This window comes from Actinoplanes sp. ATCC 53533 (assembly GCF_003947245.1).
Map to the genome: position 1 here is coordinate 1 of NZ_QHHV01000189.1, position 26643 is coordinate 26643.

The 26643-nt window shown below is 71.9% G+C and carries 23 protein-coding genes; 15 read left to right on the forward strand and 8 right to left on the reverse strand.

Annotated features, from left to right (window positions below; genetic code table 11):
* From DMB66_RS45255 to DMB66_RS45280, 6 genes are all read left to right on the forward strand, one after another.
* The coding region (locus DMB66_RS45255; RefSeq protein WP_199752999.1) for a CapA family protein at positions 1–472 on the forward strand (472 nt) is incomplete at its 5' end.
* Between the two features lie 27 nt (positions 473–499).
* Positions 500–1357 carry an endonuclease III gene (nth, locus tag DMB66_RS45260; protein ID WP_125810298.1) on the forward strand — a complete coding sequence of 286 codons (858 nt, stop codon included), beginning with the start codon at positions 500–502 and terminating at the stop codon, positions 1355–1357.
* Positions 1354–2052 (forward strand): TlpA disulfide reductase family protein, encoded by a 699-nt coding sequence (locus DMB66_RS64615; RefSeq protein ID WP_233625302.1) that lies wholly within the window; start codon positions 1354–1356, stop codon positions 2050–2052. The genes nth and DMB66_RS64615 overlap by 4 nt, the downstream gene beginning before the upstream one ends.
* Complete coding sequence (locus tag DMB66_RS45270) at positions 2049–2732, forward strand: CoA pyrophosphatase (protein ID WP_125810299.1); 684 nt, start codon at positions 2049–2051, stop codon at positions 2730–2732. The genes DMB66_RS64615 and DMB66_RS45270 overlap by 4 nt, the downstream gene beginning before the upstream one ends.
* A gap of 22 nt (positions 2733–2754) precedes the next feature.
* On the forward strand, positions 2755–3933 hold the full coding sequence (locus DMB66_RS45275) for a MarP family serine protease (protein WP_125810300.1): 1179 nt from the start codon (positions 2755–2757) through the stop codon (positions 3931–3933).
* An 83-nt stretch (positions 3934–4016) separates the two neighbouring features.
* Positions 4017–4412, forward strand: a complete 396-nt coding sequence (locus DMB66_RS45280; protein ID WP_199753000.1) for a hypothetical protein — start codon at positions 4017–4019, stop codon at positions 4410–4412.
* A gap of 118 nt (positions 4413–4530) precedes the next feature.
* On the opposite strand, the gene mycP is transcribed toward DMB66_RS45280, so the two are convergent.
* Entirely contained in the window at positions 4531–5826 is a 1296-nt protein-coding gene (mycP, locus tag DMB66_RS45285; RefSeq protein WP_233625303.1) for a type VII secretion-associated serine protease mycosin, read from the reverse strand.
* Positions 5827–6037: 211 nt separating this feature from the next.
* Positions 6038–10015 (reverse strand): type VII secretion protein EccCa, encoded by a 3978-nt coding sequence (eccCa, locus tag DMB66_RS45290; RefSeq protein WP_125810301.1) that lies wholly within the window; start codon positions 10013–10015, stop codon positions 6038–6040.
* Between the two features lie 183 nt (positions 10016–10198).
* Between eccCa and eccD the strand changes: the two genes are divergently transcribed.
* Positions 10199–11635: a type VII secretion integral membrane protein EccD gene (gene eccD / locus DMB66_RS45295; protein WP_125810302.1), complete on the forward strand. Its 1437-nt coding sequence runs from the start codon at positions 10199–10201 to the stop codon at positions 11633–11635.
* Positions 11636–11695: 60 nt separating this feature from the next.
* Here the strand turns inward: eccD and DMB66_RS45300 are convergent, their stop codons facing one another.
* Complete coding sequence (locus tag DMB66_RS45300; protein ID WP_125810303.1) at positions 11696–12199, reverse strand: inorganic diphosphatase; 504 nt, start codon at positions 12197–12199, stop codon at positions 11696–11698.
* A 150-nt stretch (positions 12200–12349) separates the two neighbouring features.
* Here DMB66_RS45300 and dacB point away from each other — a divergent pair, with 150 nt between their 5' ends.
* The 7 genes from dacB (at position 12350) to DMB66_RS45335 (ending at position 20470) form a co-directional block, all read left to right on the forward strand.
* A complete protein-coding gene (gene dacB, locus DMB66_RS45305) occupies positions 12350–14152 on the forward strand; it encodes a D-alanyl-D-alanine carboxypeptidase/D-alanyl-D-alanine-endopeptidase (protein ID WP_125810304.1) in 1803 nt (600 codons plus the stop codon).
* A gap of 49 nt (positions 14153–14201) precedes the next feature.
* Positions 14202–15260, forward strand: coding sequence for a zinc-dependent metalloprotease (locus DMB66_RS45310; protein WP_125810305.1), 1059 nt, complete (start codon positions 14202–14204; stop codon positions 15258–15260).
* Between the two features lie 7 nt (positions 15261–15267).
* Complete coding sequence (gene tilS, locus DMB66_RS45315) at positions 15268–16254, forward strand: tRNA lysidine(34) synthetase TilS (RefSeq protein ID WP_125810306.1); 987 nt, start codon at positions 15268–15270, stop codon at positions 16252–16254.
* Between the two features lie 127 nt (positions 16255–16381).
* Positions 16382–16957, forward strand: coding sequence for a hypoxanthine phosphoribosyltransferase (gene hpt, locus DMB66_RS45320; RefSeq protein WP_125810307.1), 576 nt, complete (start codon positions 16382–16384; stop codon positions 16955–16957).
* A 381-nt stretch (positions 16958–17338) separates the two neighbouring features.
* Entirely contained in the window at positions 17339–19372 is a 2034-nt protein-coding gene (ftsH, locus tag DMB66_RS45325; RefSeq protein ID WP_125810308.1) for an ATP-dependent zinc metalloprotease FtsH, read from the forward strand.
* Complete coding sequence (gene folE, locus DMB66_RS45330) at positions 19369–20040, forward strand: GTP cyclohydrolase I FolE (RefSeq protein WP_370320501.1); 672 nt, start codon at positions 19369–19371, stop codon at positions 20038–20040. Before ftsH ends, folE begins: the two co-directional genes overlap by 4 nt.
* 28 nt (positions 20041–20068) lie before the next feature.
* Positions 20069–20470: a RidA family protein gene (locus DMB66_RS45335; protein ID WP_125810310.1), complete on the forward strand. Its 402-nt coding sequence runs from the start codon at positions 20069–20071 to the stop codon at positions 20468–20470.
* Between the two features lie 4 nt (positions 20471–20474).
* Here DMB66_RS45335 and DMB66_RS45340 read toward each other — a convergent pair whose 3' ends face one another.
* The 3 genes from DMB66_RS45340 to DMB66_RS45350 form a co-directional block, all read right to left on the reverse strand.
* Positions 20475–20735 (reverse strand): hypothetical protein, encoded by a 261-nt coding sequence (locus DMB66_RS45340; RefSeq protein WP_125810311.1) that lies wholly within the window; start codon positions 20733–20735, stop codon positions 20475–20477.
* An 11-nt stretch (positions 20736–20746) separates the two neighbouring features.
* A complete protein-coding gene (locus DMB66_RS45345) occupies positions 20747–21406 on the reverse strand; it encodes a hypothetical protein (RefSeq protein ID WP_125810312.1) in 660 nt (219 codons plus the stop codon).
* 85 nt (positions 21407–21491) lie between these two features.
* Positions 21492–24077: an FtsK/SpoIIIE domain-containing protein gene (locus DMB66_RS45350; protein ID WP_125810313.1), complete on the reverse strand. Its 2586-nt coding sequence runs from the start codon at positions 24075–24077 to the stop codon at positions 21492–21494.
* Between the two features lie 272 nt (positions 24078–24349).
* Here DMB66_RS45350 and DMB66_RS45355 point away from each other — a divergent pair, with 272 nt between their 5' ends.
* Positions 24350–24769, forward strand: a complete 420-nt coding sequence (locus tag DMB66_RS45355; protein ID WP_233625305.1) for a hypothetical protein — start codon at positions 24350–24352, stop codon at positions 24767–24769.
* 5 nt (positions 24770–24774) lie between these two features.
* Here DMB66_RS45355 and DMB66_RS45360 read toward each other — a convergent pair whose 3' ends face one another.
* Positions 24775–25362, reverse strand: coding sequence for a hypothetical protein (locus DMB66_RS45360; RefSeq protein ID WP_125810315.1), 588 nt, complete (start codon positions 25360–25362; stop codon positions 24775–24777).
* An 11-nt stretch (positions 25363–25373) separates the two neighbouring features.
* Positions 25374–26522, reverse strand: a complete 1149-nt coding sequence (locus DMB66_RS45365; RefSeq protein WP_125810316.1) for a M23 family metallopeptidase — start codon at positions 26520–26522, stop codon at positions 25374–25376.
* Positions 26523–26643 lie beyond the last annotated feature (121 nt).

Below are 26643 nucleotides of genomic sequence, written 5' to 3' on the forward strand. Positions count from 1 at the left end.
CGTGGTGGTGCAGGTGCACATGGGCGCCGAGGGCTCCGGCATGAGCCACGTGAAGCCCGGCACCGAGATCTTCTACGGGGAGAACAGGGGTGACCCGATCAAGTTCTCCAAGACGGTCATCGACGCGGGCGCGGACGTGGTGGTCGGGCACGGCCCGCACGTGCTGCGCGGCATGCAGTTCTACAAGGGCAAGCTGATCGCGTACAGCCTGGGCAACTTCGCCGGCGGTGGAAACACGCTCAGCAACGACGGCATCCTGAAGTACGGCGGCATCCTGCACGTCTCGCTGACCCGCGACGGCACTTTCGCCGGCGGGAAGTTCCTCTCGACATATCTCGACGGCACCGGCAAGCCGATCAGGGACAGCGGGAAAGAGCGTGGCCTGGCCCGGGTGCGTGAGCTCTCGGCGGACGACTTCGGTGACGCCGCGGCGACCATCGGTAAGGACGGATCCATCGCCGTGCCCCGGTGACGGGTATGTGACCCAGGGGGGTCGTGGATGCGACGTACTCTTGCTCGCGTGAGTCGTCCTGTCGTCGCCGCCACCGCAGGTGCGGCCGTGCTCGCCCGGTCGGTCAAACGGTTCGCGGGAGAGACCCCGATCGGCCGCAAGCGCCGAGCCCGCAAGACGGCCCGGATGCTGGCCGAGGCGCATCCCGACGCCCACTGCGAGCTCGACTTCACCAGTCCGCTGGAGTTGGCCGTCGCGACCATCCTGTCGGCCCAGTCCACGGACAAGAAGATCAACGAGGTCACCCCGACCGTCTTCGCCAAATACCGCACGGCCGCCGACTACGCCGCCGCGGACCGTGGCGAGCTTGAGGCGATCCTCCGGCCGACCGGCTTCTTCCGGGCGAAGACCGACTCGCTGATCAAGCTCGGCCAGGCGCTGCTCGAGCGCCACGACGGGGTGCTACCGGGCAGGCTCGACCAGCTCGTCGCGCTGCCGGGCATCGGCCGCAAGACCGCGAACGTCATCCTGGGCAACGCCTTCGACGTGCCGGGCATTACCGTCGACACCCACTTCCGGCGCCTGGTGAACCGCTTCGGCTGGGTCCACGAGGACGACCCGGTCAAGATCGAATTCCTGGTCGCCGACCTGATCGAGAAGCGCGACTGGACGATGCTGTCGCACCGGATCATCTTCCACGGCCGCCGGGTCTGCCACGCCCGCAAGCCCGCCTGCGGCGCCTGCACGCTGGCCACGGTGTGCCCCTCGTACGGCACCGGCCCGATCGAGGCGGCTCCGGCGGCGAAGCTGCTCAAGGGCCCCCGCGCGAAGGCGCTGGCGATCCAGGCGGGCCTCGACCCGGATCTGGTGCCGGACGCGGCCGTCGTGACGCCGGAGGCCCCGTGAGCCGAGTCCGGGGCGGGCCGGTGCTGGCGCGGTGGTTGCTGCCACCCCTGGCGCTGCTGCTCGCCGCGTGCACGGCCACCGAGACCCCGCCCCCGTCGCCGGCGGAGGACGCAGCGTCACCCTTCACCGACTGCGGAGCGCTCAACGTCCCGCCGGCTACCGCCTCCGCGTCGGCGCCTGCTGCGGGGTCCGGCGCGGCGCCTGTCTCGGGGCGCGTCGCTCCGGCCGCGTCCGCGCCGGGTTCCGCGGACCGCGGCGGGTTGCCGGCCCCGGTCGCCGGCCTTCCGGACGTCTCGCTGCCCTGCTTCACCGGGGGCCGCAGCTTCGGGCTCGCCTCGCTGCGCGGGCCGGCGGTGGTCAACCTGTGGGCCTCGTCTTGCGCGCCGTGCCGGGAGGAGTTGCCGCTCCTTCAGGAGTTGGCCGATCGGACCGCCGGCCGGCTGCACGTGGTCGGCGTCGACACCTTCGACGGCCGGGCGGCGGGCGCGTCGTTCGCCGCCGACAAGGGCGTCACGTTCCCCACGCTGTTCGATCCGGGCAAGAAGCTGCTCACCGCGCTCGGCAAGATCAATCTTCCGGTCACCGTCTTCGTCGGCGCCGACGGCGGGCGGTTCGTCTACACCGGCAAGGCCCTCGACAAGCCCACCCTCGGCGGGCTCGTGCGCACCCACACCGGCGTGACGGTGACCGAGTGAGCGAGCGACCGGACGGCCTCCCCGGCTGGTGGGAGCCGCTGCTGACCAGGGCCCGCTCGGCGCGTACCGAAGACTTCACCACCCTGCGCCCGCCGGCGCACGGCGGCCGGGCCAGCGCTGTGCTCGTGCTCCTCGGCGAGCAGCGGCCGGAGCGGCCCGACCTGCTGGTGCTGCAGCGTGCCGCCACCATGCGCAACCACGCCGGCCAGGCGGCCTTCCCGGGCGGCGCGGCCGACCCGGGCGACGCCGACCCGGCCGCCACCGCGCTGCGCGAAGCGCACGAGGAGGTCGGGCTCGACCCGGCCAGCGCGACCGTGCTGATGACCCTGCCGGAGCTGTACATCCCCGTCAGCCGTTTCGTGGTGACCCCGGTGCTGGCCTGGTGGCACGCCCCGCATCCGGTGCACGTGCGGGAGCCCGCCGAGGTCGCGCACGTGGCCCGGCTGCCGATCACCGAGCTCGTCGACCCCGCCAACCGGATCCGGGTGCGCCATCCGAGCGGCTGGATCGGCCCCGCGTTCCAGGTGCGCGGCATGCTGGTCTGGGGCTTCACCGCCGGCGTCGTCGCGGCCCTGCTGGACATGGCCGGGTGGACCCGGCCGTGGCAGCCGGGCCGGCTCATGGAACTGCCCGACACCCCGGTCGCCGTGCCGGCCGCCTCCGACGAGGTGGTCACGTGACCGTCACTTCTACTCTGAGCGAGTGCCCGTGGTAGATGGAATCCTGATCCTGCTCATGCTGGTCTTCGCGATCAGCGGATATCGGCAGGGTTTCGTCATCGGTGCGCTGTCCTTCGGCGGGTTCTTCAGCGGCGTGCTGATCGGCCTGCAGGTCGGCCCGCTGATCGCCAACCAGTTCACGGACGGGACGATCCGGCTGATCGTCTCGCTGGTGGCGATCTTCGCGCTGGCCGTGCTCGGGCAGACCCTGGCGGGTTGGCTCGGCACCCGGTTGCGCGGGTCGATCAACAGCCACCCGTTGCGGCGCCTCGACGACGCCGGTGGTGCGGTCGTCTCGCTCGTCGCCGTGCTCCTGGTCGCGTGGCTGATCGCCGTACCGCTGGGGTCGACGCCGTTCCCCGGCATCAACAAGGAGGTGCGCAGCAGCGCCGTCCTGAACGGCATCAACTCGCTGATGCCGGAGCAGGCCCAGGCGCTCTCCGCCGGGCTGCGCGAGTCGCTGAACACCAACGGCTTCCCGGACGTCTTCGGCGGCCTGGCCCGCACCAACGCCCGCGAGGTCGCGGCGCCGGACCCGGCGCTGGCCAAGTCCCAGGTGGTCGTCAACTCCCGCAAGTCGGTCATCAAGGTGCTCGGCACGGCGCCGAGTTGCTCACGCCGCATCGAGGGCTCGGGCTTCGTCTACGCCGACGAGCGCATCATGACGAACGCGCACGTGGTGGCGGGCACCCGCAACGTGCAGGTGGAGACGACGAACGACCGGCTGGACGGCAAGGTCGTGGTCTACGACCCGGAGCGCGACCTGGCGGTCATCTACGTGCCGGGGCTGCGGGCGCCGGTGATGCCGTTCGTGGCGAAGCCCGCCGCGACGGGCGCGAACGCGGTCGTGCTGGGCTATCCGCTGGACGGCCCGTACGACGCGCAGTCGGCCCGGGTCCGCGACGTCAGCAACATCACCGGCCCGGACATCTACGACTCCGGCGACGTGACCCGGGAGATCTACACGATCTACGCGAAGGTCCGCAGCGGCAACTCGGGCGGTCCGCTGGTGGCACCGAACGGCGACGTGCTCGGCGTCATCTTCGCGGCGGCGGCCGACGACGACACGGTCGGCTTCGCGCTGACGGCGGCCGAGGCCTCGGGCACCGCCAAGCTCGGCATCGAACGCACCCGCGGCGTCCGGACCGGCGACTGCGCATAGGCGGGTCTCCGGCGGATCCGGGCCGCCATGATCCGCCAGCCGCCCTCCGCGCGGTGTCCGGCCCTGTGGGTAGGGTCCTGGCCATGTCGACGCCGCATTCCGCCGATGTTCTGGCAGCCTTCCGCGATTTCGTGGCCCGCCTCGACGAGCTGGATCCCCAGGCCCCGATGGCCGGCGAGCTGACGGTCGGCCTGGGCGACGGGGCTGAGCGGCTTCCGCTCCGGCTGCCGGTGGCCCGCGCCCTGACCGAGGCCCTGCGCGGTTACCACGACCCGCGAGAGCGGGGCAGTTGCGCCCACTGCGCCGGCGGCCGGCTGGACGACGACTTCGTCTGCCGGACCTGCGGGATCGTGAACGGTCTCTTCGGCCAGACGATCGCCCGGTTCGTCACTGACGGGCAGGCGGCGCGGCAGCCAGAGCTCGGCGGGCCGCGTGACATTCCCGGCGCAGCCCGTCCCGCTGGCAATCTGGGCGACTAGCCGCGGCAGCCGGTCGGTCCCGTTGGCAGTCTGGGCGACTAGCCGCGGCGGCCGCAGGCAGCCGCGGTCAGGGCGCGTGGTGGGTCAGGGCGCGTGGTGGGTCAGGGCGCGTGGTGGGTCAGGCGGTGAGGCGGGCGAAGCGGCGGAAGGCCAGGATCGCCGCCGCGAGCGAGACCAGGAACAGCAGGCCCGCCGCCCACCAGCCGCGCGACGAGGCCGGGTCCTGGGTGTCACCGGCCCGGGCCGCCGCGCCGTCGGTGCCCGGCAGGCGGGCGCCCACCACGGCGTTGTTCGGGGCCGACTGGGCCTGGCCCGAGGCCGGGGCGTTGCCGAAGCCGGCGATGCCCGGTGATGCCGTGGTGTCCAGCGGGTTGCGTTGCACCTCGGGGACGTCGGCGGTCAGCGCGCCCGTCGGATCGACCAGGCCGTAGCCGTACTGGCTGTCCCGGCCGTCCGAGCCGCGGTCCTTCGCCGACTTGATGATGCGGTTGACCACCTCGGCCGCCGACATCGTCGGCCAGCGGGAGCGGACCAGCGCCGCCGTGCCGGAGACCATCGGCGCCGCGAAACTGGTGCCCTGCACCCGCCAGTAGCCGCCCGGGCGGGCACCGAAGAGCTGGGTCGCCGGGGCCGTCACCACTGTCTCCTTGCCGGTGATCGAGCCCGACCACAGGACGTCGCCGGCCTTCTCCATGCCGGCTACCGCGATCACGCCGGGCTCGCGGGCCGGATACCAGACCCCGGAGGAGGACGAGGCGCTCGCGTTGCCCGTGCAGGCCACCACGACCACGTCCTTGGCGAACGCGTAGTCCAGCGCCGCCGCCAGGGCCGGGCTGCTGCCGTTGCCGCCCAGGGAGAGGTTGATGACCCGGGCGCCGTGGTCGACCGCCCAGCGCACACCCTTGGCGACGATCATCGCGTCGTCATAGCGGTTGTCGCGGTCCAGGACGCGGACCGGGAGGATCTTGGCCTTCGGGGCGATGCCCACCACGCCGGCGGTGTCGTCGCTGCGGCCCGCGATGAGCGCGGAGACCGTGGTGCCGTGCCCGACCAGGTCGGTGTCGCCGTCGCCGTCGGGGTCGACCAGGTCGAGGCCCGGCAGCACCTGACCCTGCAGATCCTTGTGGGTGGCGTCGACGCCGGAGTCGATCACGGCGACCGTGACGCCCGCGCCGGACGAGTATGTCCACGCTCCCGCCAGGTTCAACGTCTTCAGGTGCCACTGCTCCGACCGCACCGGGTCACCGAGCCAGGGCTCCGGCTCGGTGAGCGGGCTGCCGGACACCGTCGCGAGGGCGACGTCGGGTTGGGTCTCGGGGGCGGCCGCGAAGGCGGGCACGCCGACGAGGCCGAGGCACAGACCTGTGGCGGTGGTGACGGCGGCCAGTCGGGCGGGCAGACGCCGGGCGTTCACCAACGGGCACCGTCGCAGGCCGGACGGTATAGCGCAACGTCGCGCCTCGATCGGCGGGACGCACGCGGTGCTTCGCTCACAGCGCTCACTGGCGGCATGACCATTCTGGCGATGGACGGTCGATGCAGGGAGATTACTCCGAATCTGAGCGTTGTCGCGGGGGTCAGCCGATGCGGATCGTACGACAAGTCGGGGCGATCTGCCCTAAAACTCAATACGGCGGCAGATGAGACAACTGGATCAACCGCACTCCCTCACGTCGAGTCATCAGTCGACCACGCCCTGGCGGCATCAGGGTCGGCCGGATCGGCCCGATCAGCGCGCCCTCGTCGCTGGGCCCGGACATCACCAGGCCCGGCGACGACAGCTCGCGCAGCCGCTGGATGACCGGGTCGTACATGGCCCGGCTGGCCCCGCCGGCGCGCCGCGTGACGATCAGGTGCAGACCGACATCGCGGGCCTGGGGCAGATATTCCAGGATCGGCTGCAGCGGGTTCGTCGGGCCGGAGGCGACCAGGTCGTAGTCGTCGACCAGCACGAACAGCTCGGGGCCGGTCCACCAGGACCGTTCCCGCAGCTGCTGGGCGGTGACGTCCGGGCCGGGCAGGCGGCGTTCCATGTAGCCCGCGACGGACTCCATCAGCTCCAGCGTCTTCTGGGCCTGGATGCCGTAGCCGATCCGGTGGTCGGACTCGGGCAGGTCCATCAGGCTGCGCCGGTAGTCGACCAGGATCAGCCGGGCCTCCTCCGGCCGGAACCGCCGCATCACGGTGGTGGCGAGCGCCCGCAGGAACGACGACTTGCCGCACTCGGCGTCGCCGAAGAGTAGGAAGTGCGGGTCGCCGGCGAAGTCGATCTCGACGGGCTGCAGATCCGACTCGGCGATGCCGATCGGCAGGCGCAGGCCGGTCGAGCGCTCCACGTCGATGTCCGCGTACGGCAGCGACGGCGGCAGCAGGCGCACCCGCGGCGCCGGCGGCCCGCTCCAGTTGGTCGCGATCATCTTGACCAGCTCGGCCGTCTCGCCGGTCCCGCTCAGCTCGGGCCGCACGGTCAGCAGGTGCAGGCTCTTGTTTTTGTCGGTGGGGTGCTCGACGATGCCCCGGCCGGCCTTCTCCGGCACGTTGATCGCCGCGCGCCGGTTGACCATCGAGTCGGTCGGGTCGCCGAGCCGCAGCTCGACCCGGGAGCCGAAGAGGTCGCGGATCGCGGGCCGGAAATCCATCCAGCGGGGCGCGCTGGTGACCACGTGGATGCCGTACGAGAGCCCGCGGGTCGCGATGTCGGTGATGACGCTCTCGAGTTCGTCGTAGTCCTTGCGCAGCGTCGTCCAGCCGTCGACCACCAGGAACACGTCGCCGAACGGGTCGGCGTCGGCGCCGTTGTTCAGCCCGGCCTGCGCCGCGCGGCGCCGCCGGTACGACGACATCGAGTCGATGCCCAGCTCGCCGAAGCGCGCCTCCCGGCTGGCGAGCAGGGTGGAGACCTCGCCGACCGTACGCCGCACCCCGACCGAGTCGAGCCGCCCGTAGACCCCGCCGACGTGCGGCAGGTCCTTGAGCGTGCCGAGCGAGCCACCGCCGAAGTCGAGGCAGTAGACCTGCACCTCGGCCGGGGTGTGGGTGAGCGCGAGCCCGCAGATGAGCGAGCGCAGCGCCGTCGACTTGCCGGACTGCGCGCCGCCCACGATCGCGACGTGCCCGGCACCGCCGGCCAGCTGCAGCCACATGACGTCGCGCAGCTGCTCGCGGGGCTTGTCGATGAGCGCGATCGGCACCTGCAGGGCGCCGTGCAGCTCGGGGTTGGCGAAGGCCACGCCGCGAACCGGATCCACGGTGACCGGGCCGAGCAGCTCGTCGAGGGCGGCCGACTGGGTCAGCGGCGGCAGCCACACCTGGTGCGCCGGCGGGCCCTGGCCGTTGAGCCGGGCCACCATGACGTCGAGCAGGCTCTCGCCGGCCGGGATCTCGTCGGGCTGGGGCTGGGCCGGCTTGACCGGCTTGGGCGCCGGCACGTAGTGCGTCGAGTAGGAGAGGACCTGCGGCGCCGAGCCGTCCCGGGCGGCACCGGGCCCGCCGGCGCCCGCCTTGCGGAACGTCCCCGAGACGTACGCGGCCTTGAACCGCACCAGCGGCTCGGTGCCGAACTTGAGGTAGCCGTGGCCGGGCGAGCGCGGCAGCTCGTACGCGTCCGGCACGCCGAGCACCGCCCGCGACTCCAGCGCCGAGAAGGTCCGCAGGCCGATCCGGTACGACAAGTGGGTGTCGAGGCCGCGCAGCCGCCCCTCCTCGAGCCGCTGGCTGGCCAGCAGCAGGTGCACGCCCAGCGAGCGGCCCAGCCGTCCGATCTGGACGAACAGGTCGATGAAGTCGGGCTTGGCGGAGAGCAGCTCGGAGAACTCGTCGCAGATCACCAGCAGCGACGGCAGCGGCGACAGGGCCGCGCCACCGGCCCGGGCCTTCTCGTAGTCGCGCAGGCTGGCGTAGTTGCCGGCCCTGCGCAGCAGCTCCTGGCGCCGGAGCAGCTCGCCGTCGATGGCGTCCACCATGCGGTCGACCAGCGGCAGCTCGTCGGCGAGGTTGGTGATCACGGCGGCGGTGTGCGGCAGCCGGTCGAGCGAGGAGAAGGTGGCCCCGCCCTTGAAGTCGACGAGCACGAAGTTGAGCGTCTCGGACGAGTGGGTGGCTGCCAGCGCGAGCACGAGGGTGCGCAGCAGCTCGGACTTGCCGGAGCCGGTGGCGCCGATCAACAGGCCGTGCGGGCCCATGCCGTCCTGCGCGGACTCCTTGAGGTCCAGCTCGATGGCGCCGCCGTCGGCGCCGAGGCCGATCGGCACCCGCAGCTTGTCCCGGTTGGGCCGGGGCAGCCAGGCCTGCGCGACGCTGAACGAGTCGGGGTCGCCGAGGTTGAGCAGCTCGGCCAGGCCCATCTCGGTGGCCAGCGGGGTGTCGGCGGACCGGGACATCGCGGCCAGGCGCAACGGGGAGAGCCGCCGCGCGACGGCCTCGGCCTCCTCCTCGCTGAGCCGGTCCGGGGTGCCGACGTCGGCGGCGTGGTCCATCGCGTACGTGTGCAGCTCGTGCCGGCCGCTGCCCGGCCTGACCTCCAGGACCAGCAGCGAGCGGTCCAGCAGCCGGGGCGGCACGTCGTCGAGGTCCAGCACCGTGACGCCGTCGATGCCGTCGTCGAGCTGGGTTGCGCCCTTGAGGTCGGCGCCGTCGAGCACGATGACCACGTGCGGGCCGTTGCCGCTGGCGCCGGCCGGGTTGAACCGCGGCCGGTTGCCGATCACGTCCTCGAGCAGCTTCTCCAGGTCGTGCCCGGCGCTGGCGACGAGCCGCACCTGGCCGAGCCGGTCGGTGCGGGACGGGTGCAGGTTGTGCGGCAGCCACTTGACCCATTCCCACATCGCGCGGCGCTCGGGACCGGCACAGACGGCGATGATCAGGTCGTCGGGGGCGTGGAAGACCGCGAGCTGGGCCAGGACGGCCCGGGTCAGGGCGCGCGCGTCGGCCTCGCCGGTGGAGCCCTGGCCGCGCATGAAGACCCGGGCGAAACCGCGCAGCGAGACCGCCACGGGCAGGTCCGGGACCACCGAGTACGCGTCCAGGAACCGGCGCAGCGCGCCGGCGGTCATCGGTTCGAGATCCTCCAGCGGCCTGGTGACCGGCGGGATCAGCGGCGTGGCCAGGGTCTGCGGGCCGACGGCGAGCCGGACCACGCCGAAGTCGGGGTCGGCCGAGCGGCGCTCCCAGACCCGGTGGCTCTCGGCGGTCGACCAGAGCTGCTGCGGGTCGGGGTGGCGGTAGAACAGGCCCATCCGCTGCCGGCTCGCGGTGTCGCGAACCCGCCGGCGCAGACCGGACAGATGCCGCAGATACTCCCGGCGGGCGGCCATCATCTCGGCCTTCTTGGGACCGCCGCTGCCACCGAAGGAGGTGGCGAGCATCGCCAGCGACGAGATGCCGAACAGGCCACCGACCACATAGGAGAAGGCGCCGCCGCCACCGCGGCCCATCATCATGGCCATCGCGACCGAGCCGCCGAGCATCGGCAGCACCATCATCGCCTGCGTCCAGCGACCGCCGACCGCCTGCGGGATCTCGGGAGGCGCATCGACGGCGAGCTCGCCGGTCGGGATCTCCGGCGCCGGCCGTCGGGCAGCCCGCTTGATCACCACCGTGCTCATAACGGAAGTTTCCCTTTCGTCCGCAACCGCAGGCCTTTGCGCGAAATATCCACTTTGGCGGGTGGTGGCTGCCCCCATGGCCTGCCAGCCCGGGCGACCGGCGACCGGTCACCGCGCAGGGCTCATGGTAGGTAAAGTCCCCTCAGTTCCGCAGCCTCCTCACCATCGATGGGAAATACGGCAATGACAGTCGGGTTGGCACGCGTCACGATCAGTGCGCCGCAGCGCCGGGTCGACGTGGCGTTGCCCGAGCACGTCCCGCTGGCCGAGCTGCTCCCCGAGGTGCTCCGGCACGCCGGCGAGGGCCTCGCCGACGACGGCGAGAAGCACGGCGGCTGGCTGCTGCGCCGCACCGACGGCGTCGCGCTGGCGACCGCGCAGGGCCTGTTCCCGCAGGGGGTGCGCGACGGCGAGGTGCTGCACCTGGTGCCGGCCCGCGACAACTGGCCCGAGCTGGAGTACGACGACGTCGTCGAGGCGATCGCCGAGGGCGCCCGGCGCCGCGGCACGATCTGGTCGCCGGCCTCCACCCGGACGGCCACCCTGGCCGGCTGCGCCGTGCTGCTCGCGATCGGCCTGCTCGCCGTGCTCGCGGCCGGCCCGGCCTGGGGCGGCGCGGCCTTCTTCGCGCTCGGCGTGGGCCTGCTGCTCGCGCTCGCGGGCATCACCGCCTCCCGGGCGTACGGGGACGCGCGGGCCGGTGCGCTCCTGGGCGGCTGCGCGCTGCCGTACGCGTTCGCGGGCGGCGCCGTGCTGATCGCCTCCGGTGACCGGGTCGGCGTCTTCGCGCTGCTGCCCTGGCTCGGCGGTCCCGAGCTGCTCACCGGCTCGGTGGCGCTGCTGCTGGTCGCCGCCCTGGGCGCGGTCGGCGTGGCCGCGTCCCTGCGGGTCTTCGCCGCCGGGATCATGGCCGGCCTGTTCGGGGCGCTCACCGCCCTCGCCGCCATGCTCACCTCGGCGGCCGGCGCCGCGGCGATCCTGCTCTCCGCCCTGGTCTGCGGCATCGGCGCGCTGCCGCTGCTGGCGATCCGGCTGGGCCGGATGCCCACCCCGCCGGTCACGCTGCCCACCGGCAGCGAGGCCGAGCAGAGCTTCACCGGCGCGCCGGCCCACAGCTCGGCCCTGGACGCGGCGCGGGAGCGCCCCGACCGGGCCACGGTGTTCGCCGCGGTCAGCCGCACTGAGGAGTTGCTCACCGGCCTGCTTATCGGGCACGCGCTGCTCTGCGTCGGTGCGTTCGTGGTGCTGGCGTCCGCCGGCGACCTGTCCGCGGAGATCCTGATGGGGCTCGCGGTGGCGGCGCTGCTGCTGCGCTGCCGGCTGTTCGTCACCCTGCGCCAGCGGCTGCCGCTGATCTCGGCCGGGCTGTTCGGTCTCTTCGCGCTCGGCGTGGACCTGCTGTGGGGCGCGGGCGAGCCGATGCTGCTCGGCGTCGGCGTCACCGCCCTGCTGGTGGCGCTGGCCGCGGTCGCCGCCGGTGCGACCTGGACCCGCCGGGCCCCGTCGCCGTATCTCGGCCGCGCGGCCGACCTGCTGGACACGCTCGCCGTGGTCGCGGTCATCCCGGTGGCCTGCGCGGTCGTCGGCCTCTACGGCATGGCCAGCACCCTCAGCATCTGACCCTGAAACAACGAACGCGGCGGACGGGCACGAGCCCGGCCGCCGCGTCCTGCTGTCAGATCAGTGACCCGTGTCGTGGTGCTCTGCGGCCTCCGCGCGCTTGAACGACGCCCGGATCTCCTCCTCGGCCTCGACGCGGCCGGTCCAGGCCGCGCCCTCGACCGACTTGCCGGGCTCGAGGTCCTTGTAGACCGTGAAGAAGTGCTGGATCTCCATCCGGTCGAACTCGCCCAGGTGGTGGATGTCGCGCAGGTGCTCCTGGCGCGGGTCGGAGTAGGGCACGCAGAGGACCTTGTCGTCGCGGCCCTTCTCGTCGGTCATCCGGTACATGCCGATGGCCCGCGCCCGCACGAGGCAGCCGGGGAACGTCGGCTCCTGGATCAGCACCAGGGCGTCCAGCGGGTCGCCGTCCTGCCCCAGGGTGCCCTCGATGAACCCGTAGTCAGCCGGGTACTGCGTCGCGGTGAAGAGCGTCCGGTCCAGTCGGATCCGGCCAGTCTTGTGGTCGACCTCGTATTTGTTCCGCTGGCCCTTGGGGATCTCAACCAAAACGTCGAAATCCATCGTTCGCTCCCTTGTTAGCCCCGCATCGGACCCGGCAGGGCGTGGCGAGGAGAGCAAGGGCATAGAAATGGCCCCAGGATCCGCGCGCACCGATGTGCCGGATGTTTGTAGTCTCCCCTAAGTCTGACGCCACGTACGGAGGAGGGGCTCGTGGGGAGGCAAGATTCACAGAACACTCCCGAGTACGACGGCGTGTCCGAGCCGGAAAACGGTCATCCGCCGGTAGGACGGGCCAGTGTGCCGCCGACCGGTTCGCCGGTGACGCCGCCGGCGGTGCGTCCTCCGAGCACGACGTATGGCCGTGCCTCGGTGCCGCTCAACGTCGCCCATCAGCAGCCCCAGGCTGCTCAGGTGCCCCCGCCGGGGCCGGCCTCGGCGCCGCCGGTGCAGCCCGCGGCCGACCCGCCGGGTCAGCCCGGCGGTCCGCCGCCGAGCCCGGCTGGTCCCGCGGGTGAGGTGCCGGCAGCGGCGGAGCCGGGTACGGGTAAGTCGCGGCGTACCGTCGTCTTGTCTGTTCTTGCGGCCCTCGTGCTGGTCGTCGTCGCCGCGGCCGGGGTGCTCGTGGTTCGGCCCGGTCCGGTGGACGGCTGGCTGGCCGCGGATCCCACCGCCAGCCCGTCGGCGTCCGCCACGCCCGACCCGACGCCGACGCCTGTGCTGGTCGCGGCGGATGTTTCCGGTGCCATGCCCACCGCCGCCGGGGTGCAGGCCGCCATCGCCCCGCTGCTCAAGGCGGGCCCGCTCGGCCCGAGGGTCAACGTCTCGATCGTCGACGCCGCGACCGGCGATTCCCTGTTCGCGCAGAACGCGGACACCATGACCACCCCCGCCTCCACCACCAAGCTGCTCACCGCGGCCACCGTGCTCGCGGCGCGGGGGCCGGCCTACCGGCTGGCCACCCGCGCGGTGGCCGGCGCGCGGCCGGGCGAGGTCGTGCTGGTCGGCGGGGGCGATCCCACCCTGTCGGTGGGCGCGAAGGGCCAATTTCCCGGTGCGGCCCGGCTCGACAAGCTCGCCGCCCAGGTCAAGAAGGCGCTCGACGGGCAGCAGCCGACCAAGATCCTTGTTGACACCTCGCTGTACCAGGGTCCGCTCACGGGGGCCGGCTGGGACGGCAACACCATCGGTGGCGGTCAGGTGGCCAAGATCCAGTCGCTGATGACCAACGCCGGCCGGATCGAACCGGTGCACAACGAGTTCGGCGGCGACCCGCGCTTCGCCGACCCGGCGCTGGCGGCCGGCCGGGCGTTCGCCAAGCAGCTCGGCGTCGCGACCGGCTCGGTGGGCAAGCAGACGGCCCCGGTCGCGGTGGACCCGGCAGCGGCGCCCTCAGCCGCGCCCTCGGCCACGGCTTCCGGTGCCGCCGGCGCGCCCGCTCCCGGCACCGAGCTGGGCCGGGTCGAGTCGCCGCCGCTGGTGCACGTGGTCGACTGGATGCTGGAGCAGAGCGACAACGTGCTCGCCGAGGCGCTGGCGCGCCAGGTCGCGCTGGCCGCGGGCAAGGCGCCCTCGTTCTCCGGAGCCGCCGAGGCGATGATCGCCAAGCTGGGCGAGCTCGGCCTGCCGGCGAGCGGGGCCAGCCTGGCCGACGCCAGCGGCCTCTCCCGGCGCAACAAGATCAGCCCGAAGCTGCTCACCGACGTGCTGACGCTCGCCGCGGGCGGCACGCGGCCCGAGCTGACCGCCATGTTCGGCGGCCTGCCGGTGGCCGGCTGGTCCGGCACGCTGCGCAACCGGTTCGTCACGCCGTCCCCGAACCGGATCGGCCAGGGCCTGGTCCGGGCCAAGACCGGCACGCTGACCGGGGTCAATGCGATCTCCGGCCAGCTCGTCACCGCGGACGGCCGGCTGCTGGTCTTCGCGATCATGGCGGACGCCACCGGCGAGTCGGTCGCGGCCCGGCAGGCCCTCGACAAGATCGCGGCCAAGCTGGTGACCTGCGGCTGCACCTAGGGGTTTTCTCAGGGACTGTGGCTGGTGCCGCGCGGGTACGGTGGTCTGCATGGCGCAGTTCGTTGACTGGGATCTGGCCGCCGCCACCGCGGGCGCGCTGTCGAAATCCGGACCCGCGGTGTCCTACGAAGAAGCCACCCAGGTGGTGGCGCAACTGCGCGAGCTGACCGACGAGGCCGCGGCACACGTCGCGGCATACACGGGGCTGACGGCCCTGGTCGAGCCCACACCGGTGCGGGTCGTCGACCGCAAGGACTGGGCGGCGGTCAACATCGCCGGCCTGCGTGAGGTGATCATTCCGCTGATCACCCGCCTCTCCGGCGACAAACAGCCGGGCGGGGTGGCCGACGCGATCGGCTCCCGGGTCACCGGCGTGCAGGCCGGCACGGTGCTGGCCTACCTCTCCGGCCGCGTCCTGGGCCAATACGAGGTGTTTTCCGCCGAGCCGGGGCAACTGCTGCTCAACGCCCCGAACATCGTCGAGGTCGAGCGCAAGATCAATGCCGATCCGCGCGACTTCCGGCTCTGGGTCTGCCTGCACGAGGTCACCCACCGCACCCAGTTCACGGCCGTGCCCTGGATGCGCGGCTACTTCCTCGGCGAGGTCCAGGCCTTCGTGGACGCCTCGCAGAGCGGCGAGCACATCCTTGAGCGGGTCCGCCGCGGGGTGGCCACGCTCTCCGACGCGCTGCGCGACCCGGACAGCCGTTCCTCGGTCATCGACCTCGTGCAGACCCCCGCGCAGAAGGCGGTCCTGGACCGGCTGACCGCGCTGATGACGCTGCTGGAGGGGCACGCCGAGTTCGTCATGGACGGGGTCGGCCCCGAGGTCATCCCGTCCGTGGAGTCGATCCGGGCCAAGTTCAACCAGCGCCGCGAGAGCGGCAACCCGCTGGAGAAGGCGATCCGCCGGCTGCTCGGCATCGAGGTCAAGATGCGGCAATACGCGGAGGGCCACAAGTTCGTGCGCGGGGTGGTCGAGCGGGTCGGCATGGCCGGCTTCAACAAGATCTTCAGCTCGCCGCTGACCCTGCCCCGCCTGGACGAGCTGGGCGACCCCGACGCCTGGGTGGCGCGGGTGCACGGGCCGGTCGGCCTGGCCTCCTAGACCCACCGTGGCCCGGATCGCGCCGCCGGTCGCGGCCGTCAGGAACGCGGTCCGCAGAGCCCTGCGGTCCGTGCCTGATGGCGAGCCGGCCGGCCGGTTCGTGCTCGTGGCCTGCTCGGGCGGGGCCGACTCGCTCGCCCTCGCGGCCGCGACCGCCTTCGTGGCGCCTCGGTCGGGTGTCCGGGCCGGGCTCGTGACCGTGGACCACGGCCTGCAGGAGGGTTCCGCCGCGCGGGCCGCGGCCGTGGCGGAGTGGGGGCGGTCCGCGGGGCTCGATCCGGTCGAGGTCGCCACGGTCGAGGTGAGCGGCCGGCCCGGCGGCCCGGAAGCGGCCGCCCGCGAGGCCCGCTACGAGGCACTTTCCTCGGCTGCGGAGCGAAACGGCGCCGCGGCCGTGCTGCTCGGGCACACCCGGGACGACCAGGCCGAGACCGTGCTCCTGGCGCTGGCCCGGGGCGCGGGGCCGCGCGGGCTCTCCGGCATGCCGCAGCGACGCGGGCTGTTGCTCCGGCCCCTGCTGGAGGTCTCGCGGGAGGACACCCGCAAGGCCTGCGCCGCCCTCGGCCTGGCGGCCTGGGCGGACCCGCACAATACCGATCCCGCGTACGCCCGCTCCCGGGTCCGGGCGGACGCCCTGCCCGCCCTGATCGCCGCGCTGGGGCCCGGAGTGGTCGCGAACCTGGCCCGGACCGCCGCCCTGACCGCCGCCGACGTGGCGTTCCTCGACCGGGTGGCGGCCGAGGCGCTCGCCGACTGCCGATCCTCCGCCGGCCTCTCGGTCGGCGCTTTGTCCGGTTTGTCGCCGGCCATCCGGACCAGGGTCCTGCACGCCTGGGCGCGGGAGCTGGGCGCGCCGGGTGCCGCGCTGTCACACCGGCACGTCGTCGCGCTCGACGCGCTGGTCACCGACTGGCGTGGCCAGGGAGCGGCATCGTTGCCCGGTGGGATCGTCGTGGGCCGCCGTGCGGGTGACCTGGTCCACACGAACCTGTGACAGTTGTCACGGTGTGTGGTCGCGGTCCGGGTGCCTCGGCCGGATTCGTCCCATAACCTGCACTTGGGCGGGCATGTACCGCAGCCCCCGGCCACGCGCGGCCATCTTCATGCGGCACGCTAGGCACATGGCAGACGGCTCCTGGTACGACGCCGACATCGACCGCGTGATCATCTCCGAGGAGCAGATCCGCGAGAAGACCGAAGAGCTGGCCAAACAGGTCGCCGCGGATTACGCGGACGCCGAGGACGGCATCCTGCTGGTCTGCGTGCTCAAGGGCGCGGTCATGTTCATGGCGGATTTCGCGCGTGCGCTGGGCCGGCAGGGCCCTCCCTCCGAGATGGAGTTCATGGCCGTCTCGTCCTACGGCTCGGGCACCACGTCCTCCGGGGTGGTGCGCATCCTCAAGGACCTGGACCGCGACATCACGGGCCGGCACGTGGTCATCATCGAGGACATCGTCGACTCCGGCCTGACCCTGTCCTGGCTGATGAAGTATCTGCAGTCCCGGCAGCCGGCGAGCGTCGAGGTGGTGGCGCTGTTCCGCAAGCCGGACGCGATCAAGGTGCCGGTGCCGACGAAGTACGTGGGCTTCGACATCCCCAGCGAGTTCGTGGTCGGCTACGGGCTCGACTTCGCGGAGCGTTACCGCGAGGTCCCGTACGTCGGAGTGCTCAAGCCCGAGGTGTACGCCCGTAGCTGAACGGTCTCCCAGCCGACTCTCAGGAACCGGAGAGCTGGTCCAGAACCGGGCTGTATTGTCCGGCTCTGTCCCTGTTTAGCCGGGCCTTTGGTGCCAACAGGCGGTAACGGCGGGGGCCCGGGGCCCCGGGCTGGACCAATCGCAAGAGGCAGCCACGGTGTACGGTCGAGTGACCGATGGCGCAGAGTCACGAGCGCCGGAGGGGTCGGGTCGGTAACGGTCGCACCGGTGGAGTTCTACCGGAGCGGCTACAGGTTACCGATGCGGCAGTGTCTTCACCGCGGGGAAGCCCTCACCGGCGCCCGGCGGCGGGGATAGCCAACCCAGGTGACCAGGACGCCGATCAGGAGGGTCCGGGCGCATCAGGCGCCCGACAACAGTATGGAACGTACGCGTTTCTTCCGCCGCCCGGTGGTCTGGATCATTCTGGTGATCATCGGTGCGATTGCGCTGAGCTCGATCTTCACGAATGGTCCGAGCTACCAGCGAGTTGATACTTCAGTCGTGCTCGAGCGGCTGAACCAGCCCGGCATCAAAAAGGTCATCCAGGAGGATAAGGAGCAGACGCTCCAGCTCGAACTGGCGACACCGGAACGGTTCGACGGCAAGACCACGGACAAGATCGAGACCCAGTATCCGTACGAACTCACGGATGAGGTCTGGGCCGACGTCCAGGAGGCGAAGGCCGCCGGCCGGATCACCGGCACGGTCAACGCCACGGTCTCCGGCGACAGCATCCTGCTGAGCCTGCTGGTCAACCTGCTGCCGATCGCGATCCTCGTCATCCTGCTGCTGCTGTTCATGTCGCAGATGCAGGGCGGCGGCTCCCGCGTGCTCAACTTCGGCAAGTCCAAGGCCAAGATGCTGACCAAGGACATGCCCAAGACGACGTTCGCCGACGTGGCGGGCGCCGACGAGGCCGTCGAGGAGCTTCAGGAGATCAAGGACTTCCTGCAGAACCCGGCGAAGTACCAGGCGCTGGGTGCCAAGATCCCCAAGGGCGTGCTGCTCTTCGGCCAGCCCGGCACGGGTAAGACCCTGCTGGCCCGGGCCGTCGCGGGTGAGGCCGGGGTGCCCTTCTACTCGATCTCCGGCTCCGACTTCGTCGAGATGTTCGTGGGTGTCGGCGCGAGCCGCGTCCGCGACCTCTTCGAGCAGGCCAAGGCGAACGCGCCGGCGATCGTCTTCGTCGACGAGATCGACGCCGTCGGCCGGCACCGCGGCGCCGGCATGGGCGGCGGTCACGACGAGCGCGAGCAGACGCTCAACCAGCTCCTCGTCGAGATGGACGGCTTCGACACCAAGGGTGGCGTCATCCTCATCGCCGCCACCAACCGGCCGGACATCCTCGACCCGGCGCTGCTGCGCCCGGGCCGCTTCGACCGGCAGATCCCGGTGGACAACCCGGACATGGAGGGCCGCAAGGCCATCCTGCGGGTGCACGCCAAGGGCAAGCCGTTCACGCCCGACGTCGACCTCGACTCGGTGGCCCGCCGCACGCCCGGCTTCTCGGGCGCCGATCTGGCCAACGTGATCAACGAGGCCGCGCTGCTGACCGCCCGTAACGAGAAGCGCGCGATCTCGAACTTCTTCCTCGAGGAAGCGATCGACCGGGTCATCGCCGGCCCGGAGCGGCGTTCCCGCGCGATGAGCGACAACGAGAAGAAGATCACCGCCTACCACGAGGGCGGGCACGCGCTGGTGGCGTACGCGCTGCCACACTCCGCGCCCGTGCACAAGGTGACGATCCTTCCCCGTGGCCGCTCGCTGGGGCACACGCTGGTCCTGCCGACCGAGGACAAGTACACCCAGACCCGTGCCGAGATGATCGACACGCTGGCGTACGCGCTCGGTGGCCGCGCGGCGGAGGAGCTCGTCTTCCACGAGCCCACCACCGGCGCCGGCAACGACATCGAGAAGGCCTCCGGCCTGGCCCGCGCCATGGTGACCCAGTACGGCATGAGCTCCAAGCTCGGCGCCGTCAAGTACGGCACCAGCGGCGACGAGCCGTTCATGGGCCGCAACATGGGCCACGAGAAGGACTACTCGGACGCGGTCGCCGCCGACATCGACGCCGAGGTCCGGGCCCTGATCGAGCTGGCGCACGACGAGGCCTGGGAGATCCTGGTCGAGTATCGCGACGTCCTGGACAACATGGTCCTCGAGCTCATCGAGAAGGAGACCATCACCCAGGACGACATGAACCGCATCTGCGAACGCGTGCAGAAGCGGCCGCCGATGGCCCCGTTCAACGGCTTCGGCAAGCGGCTCCCGTCCGAGGCGCCGCCGGTCCTCACCCCCGCCGAGCGGGACAAGCTCAAGGCCCAGGCGGAAGCCGACGGCCAGATCGCCGTGGGCGGCGTCAACCCGAGCGCGGGAAGCACGCCGAACGGCTCGGTGGAAGGTAACCACTGATCACCGACGGCAGCTCGACGGAGCCGAACGGCGCCGACGAGCCTGACTACCTCGCCGCGCGTCTGGTCGACGGCAAGCTCACCGGCACGCCGGTCGAGCAGGCCGTCGACCTGGCCCGCATCGAGAAAGCGGTCCGGGAGATCCTCATCGCCATCGGTGAGGACCCGGACCGCGACGGTCTGGTGCGCACCCCGGCCCGGGTCGCCCGGGCCTACGCGGAGCTCTTCGCCGGCCTGCGGGTCGACCCGGCGAAGGTGCTCACCACGACGTTCGAGGCGAACCACGAGGAGCTCGTGCTCGTCCGCGACATCGAGCTGATGAGCCTCTGCGAGCACCACCTGCTGCCGTTCAAGGGCGTCGCCCACATCGGCTACATCCCGGGCGTCGACGGCCGGATCACCGGCCTGTCCAAGCTCGCCCGGCTGGTCGAGGTCTTCGCCCGGCGCCCGCAGGTGCAGGAGCGGCTGACGTCGCAGATCGCCGACCTGCTGATGGAGAAGCTCACCCCCCGCGGCGTGATCGTGGTGCTGGAGTGCGAGCACATGTGCATGGAGATGCGCGGCATCCGCAAGGTCGGCGCCCGCACGGTCACCTCCGCGGTCCGGGGCGCCTTTCAGAGCGACGGCAAGGTCCGCGCCGAGGCGATGGCGCTGATAAACGCGCGCTGAAGTCGGCCCGCTTCGCGATACTGGCGCGATGCTCTCCAGACTGAACCCCGCCGGTGTGCACGAACCGCCCGGCTACAGCCACGTCACCATCTCACCCGCCGGCCGGCTGGCCCACCTGGCGGGCCAGTGCCCGCTCGACGTCTCCGGCGCGGTCGTCGGCCCGGACGACTACGACGCGCAGACCGACCAGGTCATCGCCAACTGCCTCGCGGTGCTGGCCGCGGCCGGCACCAAGCCGTCCGACGTGGTCCGCTCGGTGATCTACGTGGTCAGCGCGGAGTCGGCGGTGCTGGCGGGGGTGTGGAGCCGGCTGATGGCCTCGGAGCTGGCGCCGGCCTTCTCCACGGCCAGCACGCTGCTCGGGGTGACCGTGCTCGGCTTCGGCGGCCAACTGGTGGAGATCGATCTGACGGCCGCCCTGCCGGATTGAGAAGTCAGACGATCATGCGGTAGGCGTCCGCGCTGTCCATCGCGGACCGGGCCAGCGTCTGCGCCTCGTCGAGCCTGGTCCGGGCCTGCTCCAGCTGGGCGATCGCCGAGGCGACCGAGGGATGGAACGACCCGATCGCCGTCATCCTGAGCAGCGCCAGCGCGTCGTCCAGCTGGTCGGTCACCTGCTGGATGCCGGCCACCGCCCGCTGCGTGCCGTCCACGGACGCGGCGACGTTCGCCTTGACCTCTTCGACGCTGGCCATGTCAGCACTCCTTACCGGATGAACGCGAGCAGGCCGACGCCCATGCAGGTCAGCAGCACGGGGGTCAGGCATGCGATCGCGCCGACGATCGGCGTCCGGTCCACCTTCACCGGTCCACCGCCGTACACGAAACCGATCGTCAGCCAGCCCAGCCCGAACGCCAGCAGCGGCATGCTGAGCCCGCAGAGCAGCGCGTACGTGGGCAGGGAGCCGGACGGGGCGATCAGATAGAGCACGATCTGGACGATCAGCACGGCCGCCGCGAACGGCCCGTACACCAGCAGGTTGCGGGCCCACGGCCGCCACGGCGCCGCCGGGCCGGGACCGATCATCGCGGCGTCGGCGGCGTCGGCCGTGCTCCGGGCCTGCCGGAGCGCGGCCAGGATCGTCTCGGGGCCGGTGGCGACGGCCTGCGCCGCCAGCGCCCGCTCGTCCGGCCGAACGGCCAGCGTGGCCACCGGTACGCCCAGATCCTGCACCAGCCGGGCCCGCTGGGGCGCCAGCCGGGCCCGCACCGACGCCAATTCCTGCTGGGCGGCCTGCAGGGTGGCCGCCTGCTCGCCGGCGGCCGAACTGGCGGCCCGGCGGACCGCGTCGAGGCGCTGCGCGGCTGCCACATAGGACGCCCAAGGCCCCTCGTCGGCCGCCTGGCCCTCCGGCACGCCGGTCATGCTGTGCCCTCCTTGGGCATGCTTTTCCGGCCCTCGCCTGCGAGGTCGTTGTTGGGTGCGGCCGGGTGCCGCTCGGTGCGGGCGGTCATGCCTCGTCGCTCTCGGGCTCGACGAACGGCACGATGGTCACCGTGCGGTCCGCGTGCCGGTCGTGGAGCAGGGCGCGGTTTTCCCGCGGCTGCCAGTCCAGCTGCTTGCCCACCATCAGGGACACGTCCTGCTGGGGCACGTTCAGGAAGACCAGGCCGGCCACGTCCTCCCGGCCAGCGCTGCCGCCTGTCTCCTCGCTGAACCGGCGCAGCCCGCGCCACCAGGACAGCAGATGCACGCCCCGGCCCGGCCCTTCGCGCAGCAACCGCCGCAGCATCGGCAGCGTCCCCGGGCTCACCGCGTCCATCCCGAACACCACCCGGTAGCCCGGCCGCTCCAGATCAAGCTCCGCGGCCAGGCCGGCCGCGTCCACGACGACGACCTCCTGGCGGTGGCCGATCTCGACGGCGAGGGCCTTGGCGAGCTCGTCACCCTCGGCGACGAGCGAGGAGATGACAAACCTGGTGGTACGGGGTGAGTGGAACGCGGCGACGCTGCGGGCCGCTGCCTCCAGCACCTCGGCACCGTCCGGCCGCGACCCGAAGACAGCCAGGTGCCGCCCCGGCGACGCGTCCAGCGGGAACGCGGCGGTGGACAGGCTGACGTCGATGACCCGGCCGAGCAGCGCCGATGGCCGTCCACCGCGGCCCGCGAGCGCTGCCCGGTAGGTCGGGTCGTCGGCGAGGTGCTGGCGGGCATAGCCGGCGAAGATGCGCGGCGGGGTGGCCTCCGGGTCGCGGGCGCCCCACAGCTTGTGCCGCAGGTCGCTGAGCACCGCCCGGTCGGCGTGCGGGTCGGGGAAGCGCACGATGCGCTCGTGGCCCCGGGTGGCACCCCGCGGCCCGCCCAGCCCGCCCGCCGTGTTGACGACGGCCGTGCCCAACGGCAGGCCGGCCGCCGAGTCGTTGGTGGGCTCCAGGACGTCCCCGCCGCCGGGCAGCGCGATCCGCACCGGGAACTGGCCGAAGATGGAGTCGCGTTTGGCGTACAGGGCCTCGACGCCGAGCACGGTCTGGCTGGCCAGGATCAGGTGGATGCCGTACGAGCGGCCCTTGCGGGCGAGCGACTCCAGCAGCTGGACCGCCTCGGTAGCCATCGGGTCGTTGCCGGCCAGCAGCACCTGGAACTCGTCGATGACGCAGAGGATCCGCGGCATCGGCCGGCCCCGGCCCTCCTCGGCGGCGACCGCGCGCAGATCCGCGAACCGGGTCACCCCGGCCCGCTTGTATGCCACCGACCGGCGGGTCATCTCGCCGTCCAGCTCGCGCAGCACGGCCAGGCCGTACTCCCGGTCGGATTCGACGCCGACGGCCCGCGCGTGCGGCAGCCAGGTGCGGTCCCGCTGGGTCGGCACGAACTCGGCGAAGGACACGCCCTCCTTGAAATCGAGCAGGTAGAGGCCCAGCTCATCGGGGCTGTACCGGGTGCCGAGGCCGTACAGGACATTGATCAGGAAGGCGGTCTTGCCGGCGCCGGACCGGCCGCCGACCATCCAGTGTGGAGTCAGGTCGTTGAAGCGCAGCACCAGCGGGGTATCACCGTCGTGACCGACCGTAGTGCCGAGCCCGTCGGCCGCGTCGCCGCTCCAGATCTCCTCCGCCGGGTCGGGCAGCAGGTCGGCGAGCGCCACCCGCGAGGCGGCGGCGGAATGGGCGGCCAACTCGCGACACACCGCGTCGAGAAGGCGCGGCGGCGGGTCATCGTCGAGGAAGACGGGAGCGTTCAGCCACACCGCTTCCGGGATGGATCCGAACGTCGAGCCGGGCGGGTCGCCGATCACCGCGTACGGGTTACGGAGCGAGACCTGGGTCGTCCGGGGCAGCGGGGCCTGGGTCGTCTCCGCGGTCAGCGGGGGCGGCGGCCAGCCGGCCACGATCAGATGCAGGCCGGACTCGGGCCCCTGCTGCGCCAGGGCGGCGATCCGGACCAGGTCGGCGCCCTCGGTGAGCTCCGGCAGGCTCGCGATGACCAGCAGCATCATCCGGTCGCGCCGGCCCCGGCGGACCGCGCCACCGCGCACCGGGCGCAGCCACTTCTCGGCCTCGGTGAGCACGTCACGCAACTGCGCGCGGTCGATGGCGGTCGGCGACAGCAGGCCCGCGTCGGCGAGCACGGCAAAAGGGGAGAAAACGGTGCCGCCCCCCGTGCCGTCCACGGCGCGGACCAGCAACGACCCGGCGGGCGCGGTCGCCAGCAGGCGAAGCAGCAGGCAACGCAGCAGGCCGGCGACCCGCGGGTCGCGGGCGTCCGCGTCGATGGTCAGATGCCCGGTGCCGAGCAGCGGGATCACGGCGGGAAAGCGCGCGTCGTCGAGCGGCTGCGCCATCCCGAGACGAACGAACTGCGGAGGAAACGTGCCACCCAAAGGGGTGGTCGCCGACTGCGCGTCCAGCGGCGCGCCGAGCCAGCCGGGGGCCAGCTCGCTCGCGGCGGCCCGCAACTCCTCGGCCAGATGATGCTGCACGAGCGGGTCGGCGGCGGACGGCGCCTGCGACTCCAGCGCCGCGGCTGCCGCCTCGACGGTGGCCCCCGCCTGGCGGTGCAGGGCAGCGGCCTGATCGATACGCCGCGTCGACTCCACCGCCTCACCTCCGTGTGTGCGCTCAAACCGTACCTTGCACCGGCCGGACGATGACGTTGCGCAGCCGGTGCTCAATTCTCCCAGTACGGGCAGAGTGACCCACTCGCCGGGCTGCCCGGCGCTCGTCCACAGCGGAACGCACTAATCTGGTAAGGGTGCAGCCCCCGAACCCAGTCCCGCCGCCCGCGTTGCCACCGGCGGCGCCGGTGCCCGTGGCGGGAAAGCCGCGAAACCGGCGACTTCGTCTCTTTCTGGCTATGGGGGCGGGGATCATGGCGCTGCTGTGTCTGGGCGGAGTCGGAGTGTTCATCTCGTTCTACGACGAGGCCACGAAGATCGAGCGGAGTGCGCCTGACGCGGTGGTGGACCAGTTCCTGCGGGCATATCTGGTCAACCGCGATGACAAGGAAGCCTCGCTCTTCACCTGCAAGGACGGCCTCGACCTCACGGCGATCTCCGCGTTGCGCACGGAACTGGTCGCGCGGGAGAAGGAGTTTGATGTGACCGTCAACGTCAGTTGGAGCACGCTGACGGTCTCGGGCGCCGAGGCAGACCGCCGGACTGTCACCACCGACCTTCTCATCGCGGGATCCAGGGGCGGGGAGGCGTTGAGTAAGAGTTCGGAGCCGTGGTCCTTCACCCTGGCCGATGCCGACGGCTGGCGCGTTTGCAACACCGCCAAGCTGTCCTAGCAGACTTATTCCACCCAGAGCAGGTGGACCGGCACTTCCAGGGTCCGGGGCGCTTTCCCGCTCCAGCCCCAGCGATACCAGTCCAGCTCGGTCGTCACCCGCGCGCAGATGTCACCCTCATCGCTGGTGTGCAGCTCGGTGACGGCGCGCAGGTCACGGCGTTCACCGCCGTCCTCCAGGAGCTGTACGACCCGGCGGCCGGTCAGGGCGGCGGCGTCCAGCGCGGCGACCGGGTTGCGGCGCGGCGGCTCGTCCAGCGAGACCAGCCGGGACAGCACATCACCCGCTCCGGTGTTGAGGGCTGCCATCCCGAGCTCCTCTACCCAGACCCGCTCGACCGGCACCAGCGGAGCGAACACCTCGGTCTGCTCCGCCTCGGCGCGGTACCACTCGGCCTCCGGCATCACCGGCACGTAGGTCCGGCTGCCCTGCACGACCTTCTCGTCCGCGCGCAGGTCACCACGCCAGCCGTGGCCGGGCAGCCCGATGAGCACCCGCCGGCCGCGCAATTGGCCCGCCATGGTCGCCGCCGTCGGCACGACCGGGCGCGGCGGATCCGGGGTCCACTCGGAACCGGCGAACGGGTCGGGCATCGAGCCACCGGTCACCGGGAAGCGCCCAGCGGTGAGCCGTGCTCCGCCATGAACTGCACCGGGTCCACCGCGCTGGCGCTGGAGCGGTCGTTGTTGAGGTGCACCTCGAAGTGCAGGTGCGGCCCCGAGGAGTTGCCGCTGGTGCCGCTGAGCGCCACGACCTGGCCGGCGGCGACCTTCTGGCCCACCTCCAGATTCGGTCGTCGGACCAGGTGGCAGTAGCGGGTCATGATCTTGCCGGCGTGCCGGATCTCCAGCATCCAGCCACAGCCGCCCTTGCCTGGATAGCCGGCCACGTCGCAGTCCTTTTTTCCGCTGAACGTCTCATCGCACTTGATCCGGGAGACGACCCCGCTTGCCACCGAGCGGACCGGGTTGCCGGTGTCGATGATCAAGTCGACGCCCTGATGGCTTGGCCGGTCCGCGGTGCGGAAACCTGACCCCACGACCATCTTGTCCTTCTTCTTCAAGCCCTTGCCGCTGGCTGCGAGCGGACTGGTCCAGCCGGAAGCAGACACCTGTCCGATCGAGGGGCAGACCATGTCGAGCGAGTTCCCGACGGCGTTCGCCGCACCGTCGGCGAGCATGTTCACGATCTGGGTCGCGATCGGTTCATGCTTGGCATAGGCGCCCGGATAGGCGCTGATCTGCACCCGCTGGGCCGCCCGGGTGAGCGGCAGGCTGTCCCAGTTCTTGACCTTCCGCAGCTTTCCGTAGAACTTGGTCGCGGCATAGACCGGGTCCGTGACCTGTTTCGGCGTGCCCCAGCCGGTGCTCGGTCGCTGCTGGAACAGGCCGAGCGAGTCGTGGTCGTTGCGCTCGCCGAGGAAGCCCAGGTTGCGCAGGTTGGATTCCTGCATCGCCGTCGCCACCGCGATCACCCAGGCCCGCGGTGGCAGCTTCAGCTGCTTGCCGACGTTGATGATGATCGCCGCGTTCTTGATCTGCTCCGAGTTGTACTGGCCGACCTTGGGCAGCTTGGCCTCGGGATCGATCGGCCCGCCGGCACCGCAGTTGGCGCTGAGCAGACTGAGGTTCTCCTCCTTGTCGTCGAACTCGTCCACCAGCAGCGCGCTGATGGCACCGCCGCAGCAGAGCAGAGCCAGCGTCGCGGTCAGGGCGACGAGTAGGGCCACCCCACGCGGCCGCGGCAGGTTCACGAGCTCTCCCAATCGACGTCGTCCACCAGCCAGCGCCCGTCGGGGGCCACCAGTTGCAGAGTCAGCTTTCCGGAGTTCACCGTGACGACCGCGTTGACCAGGCCGTCGCCGATCGGCACCA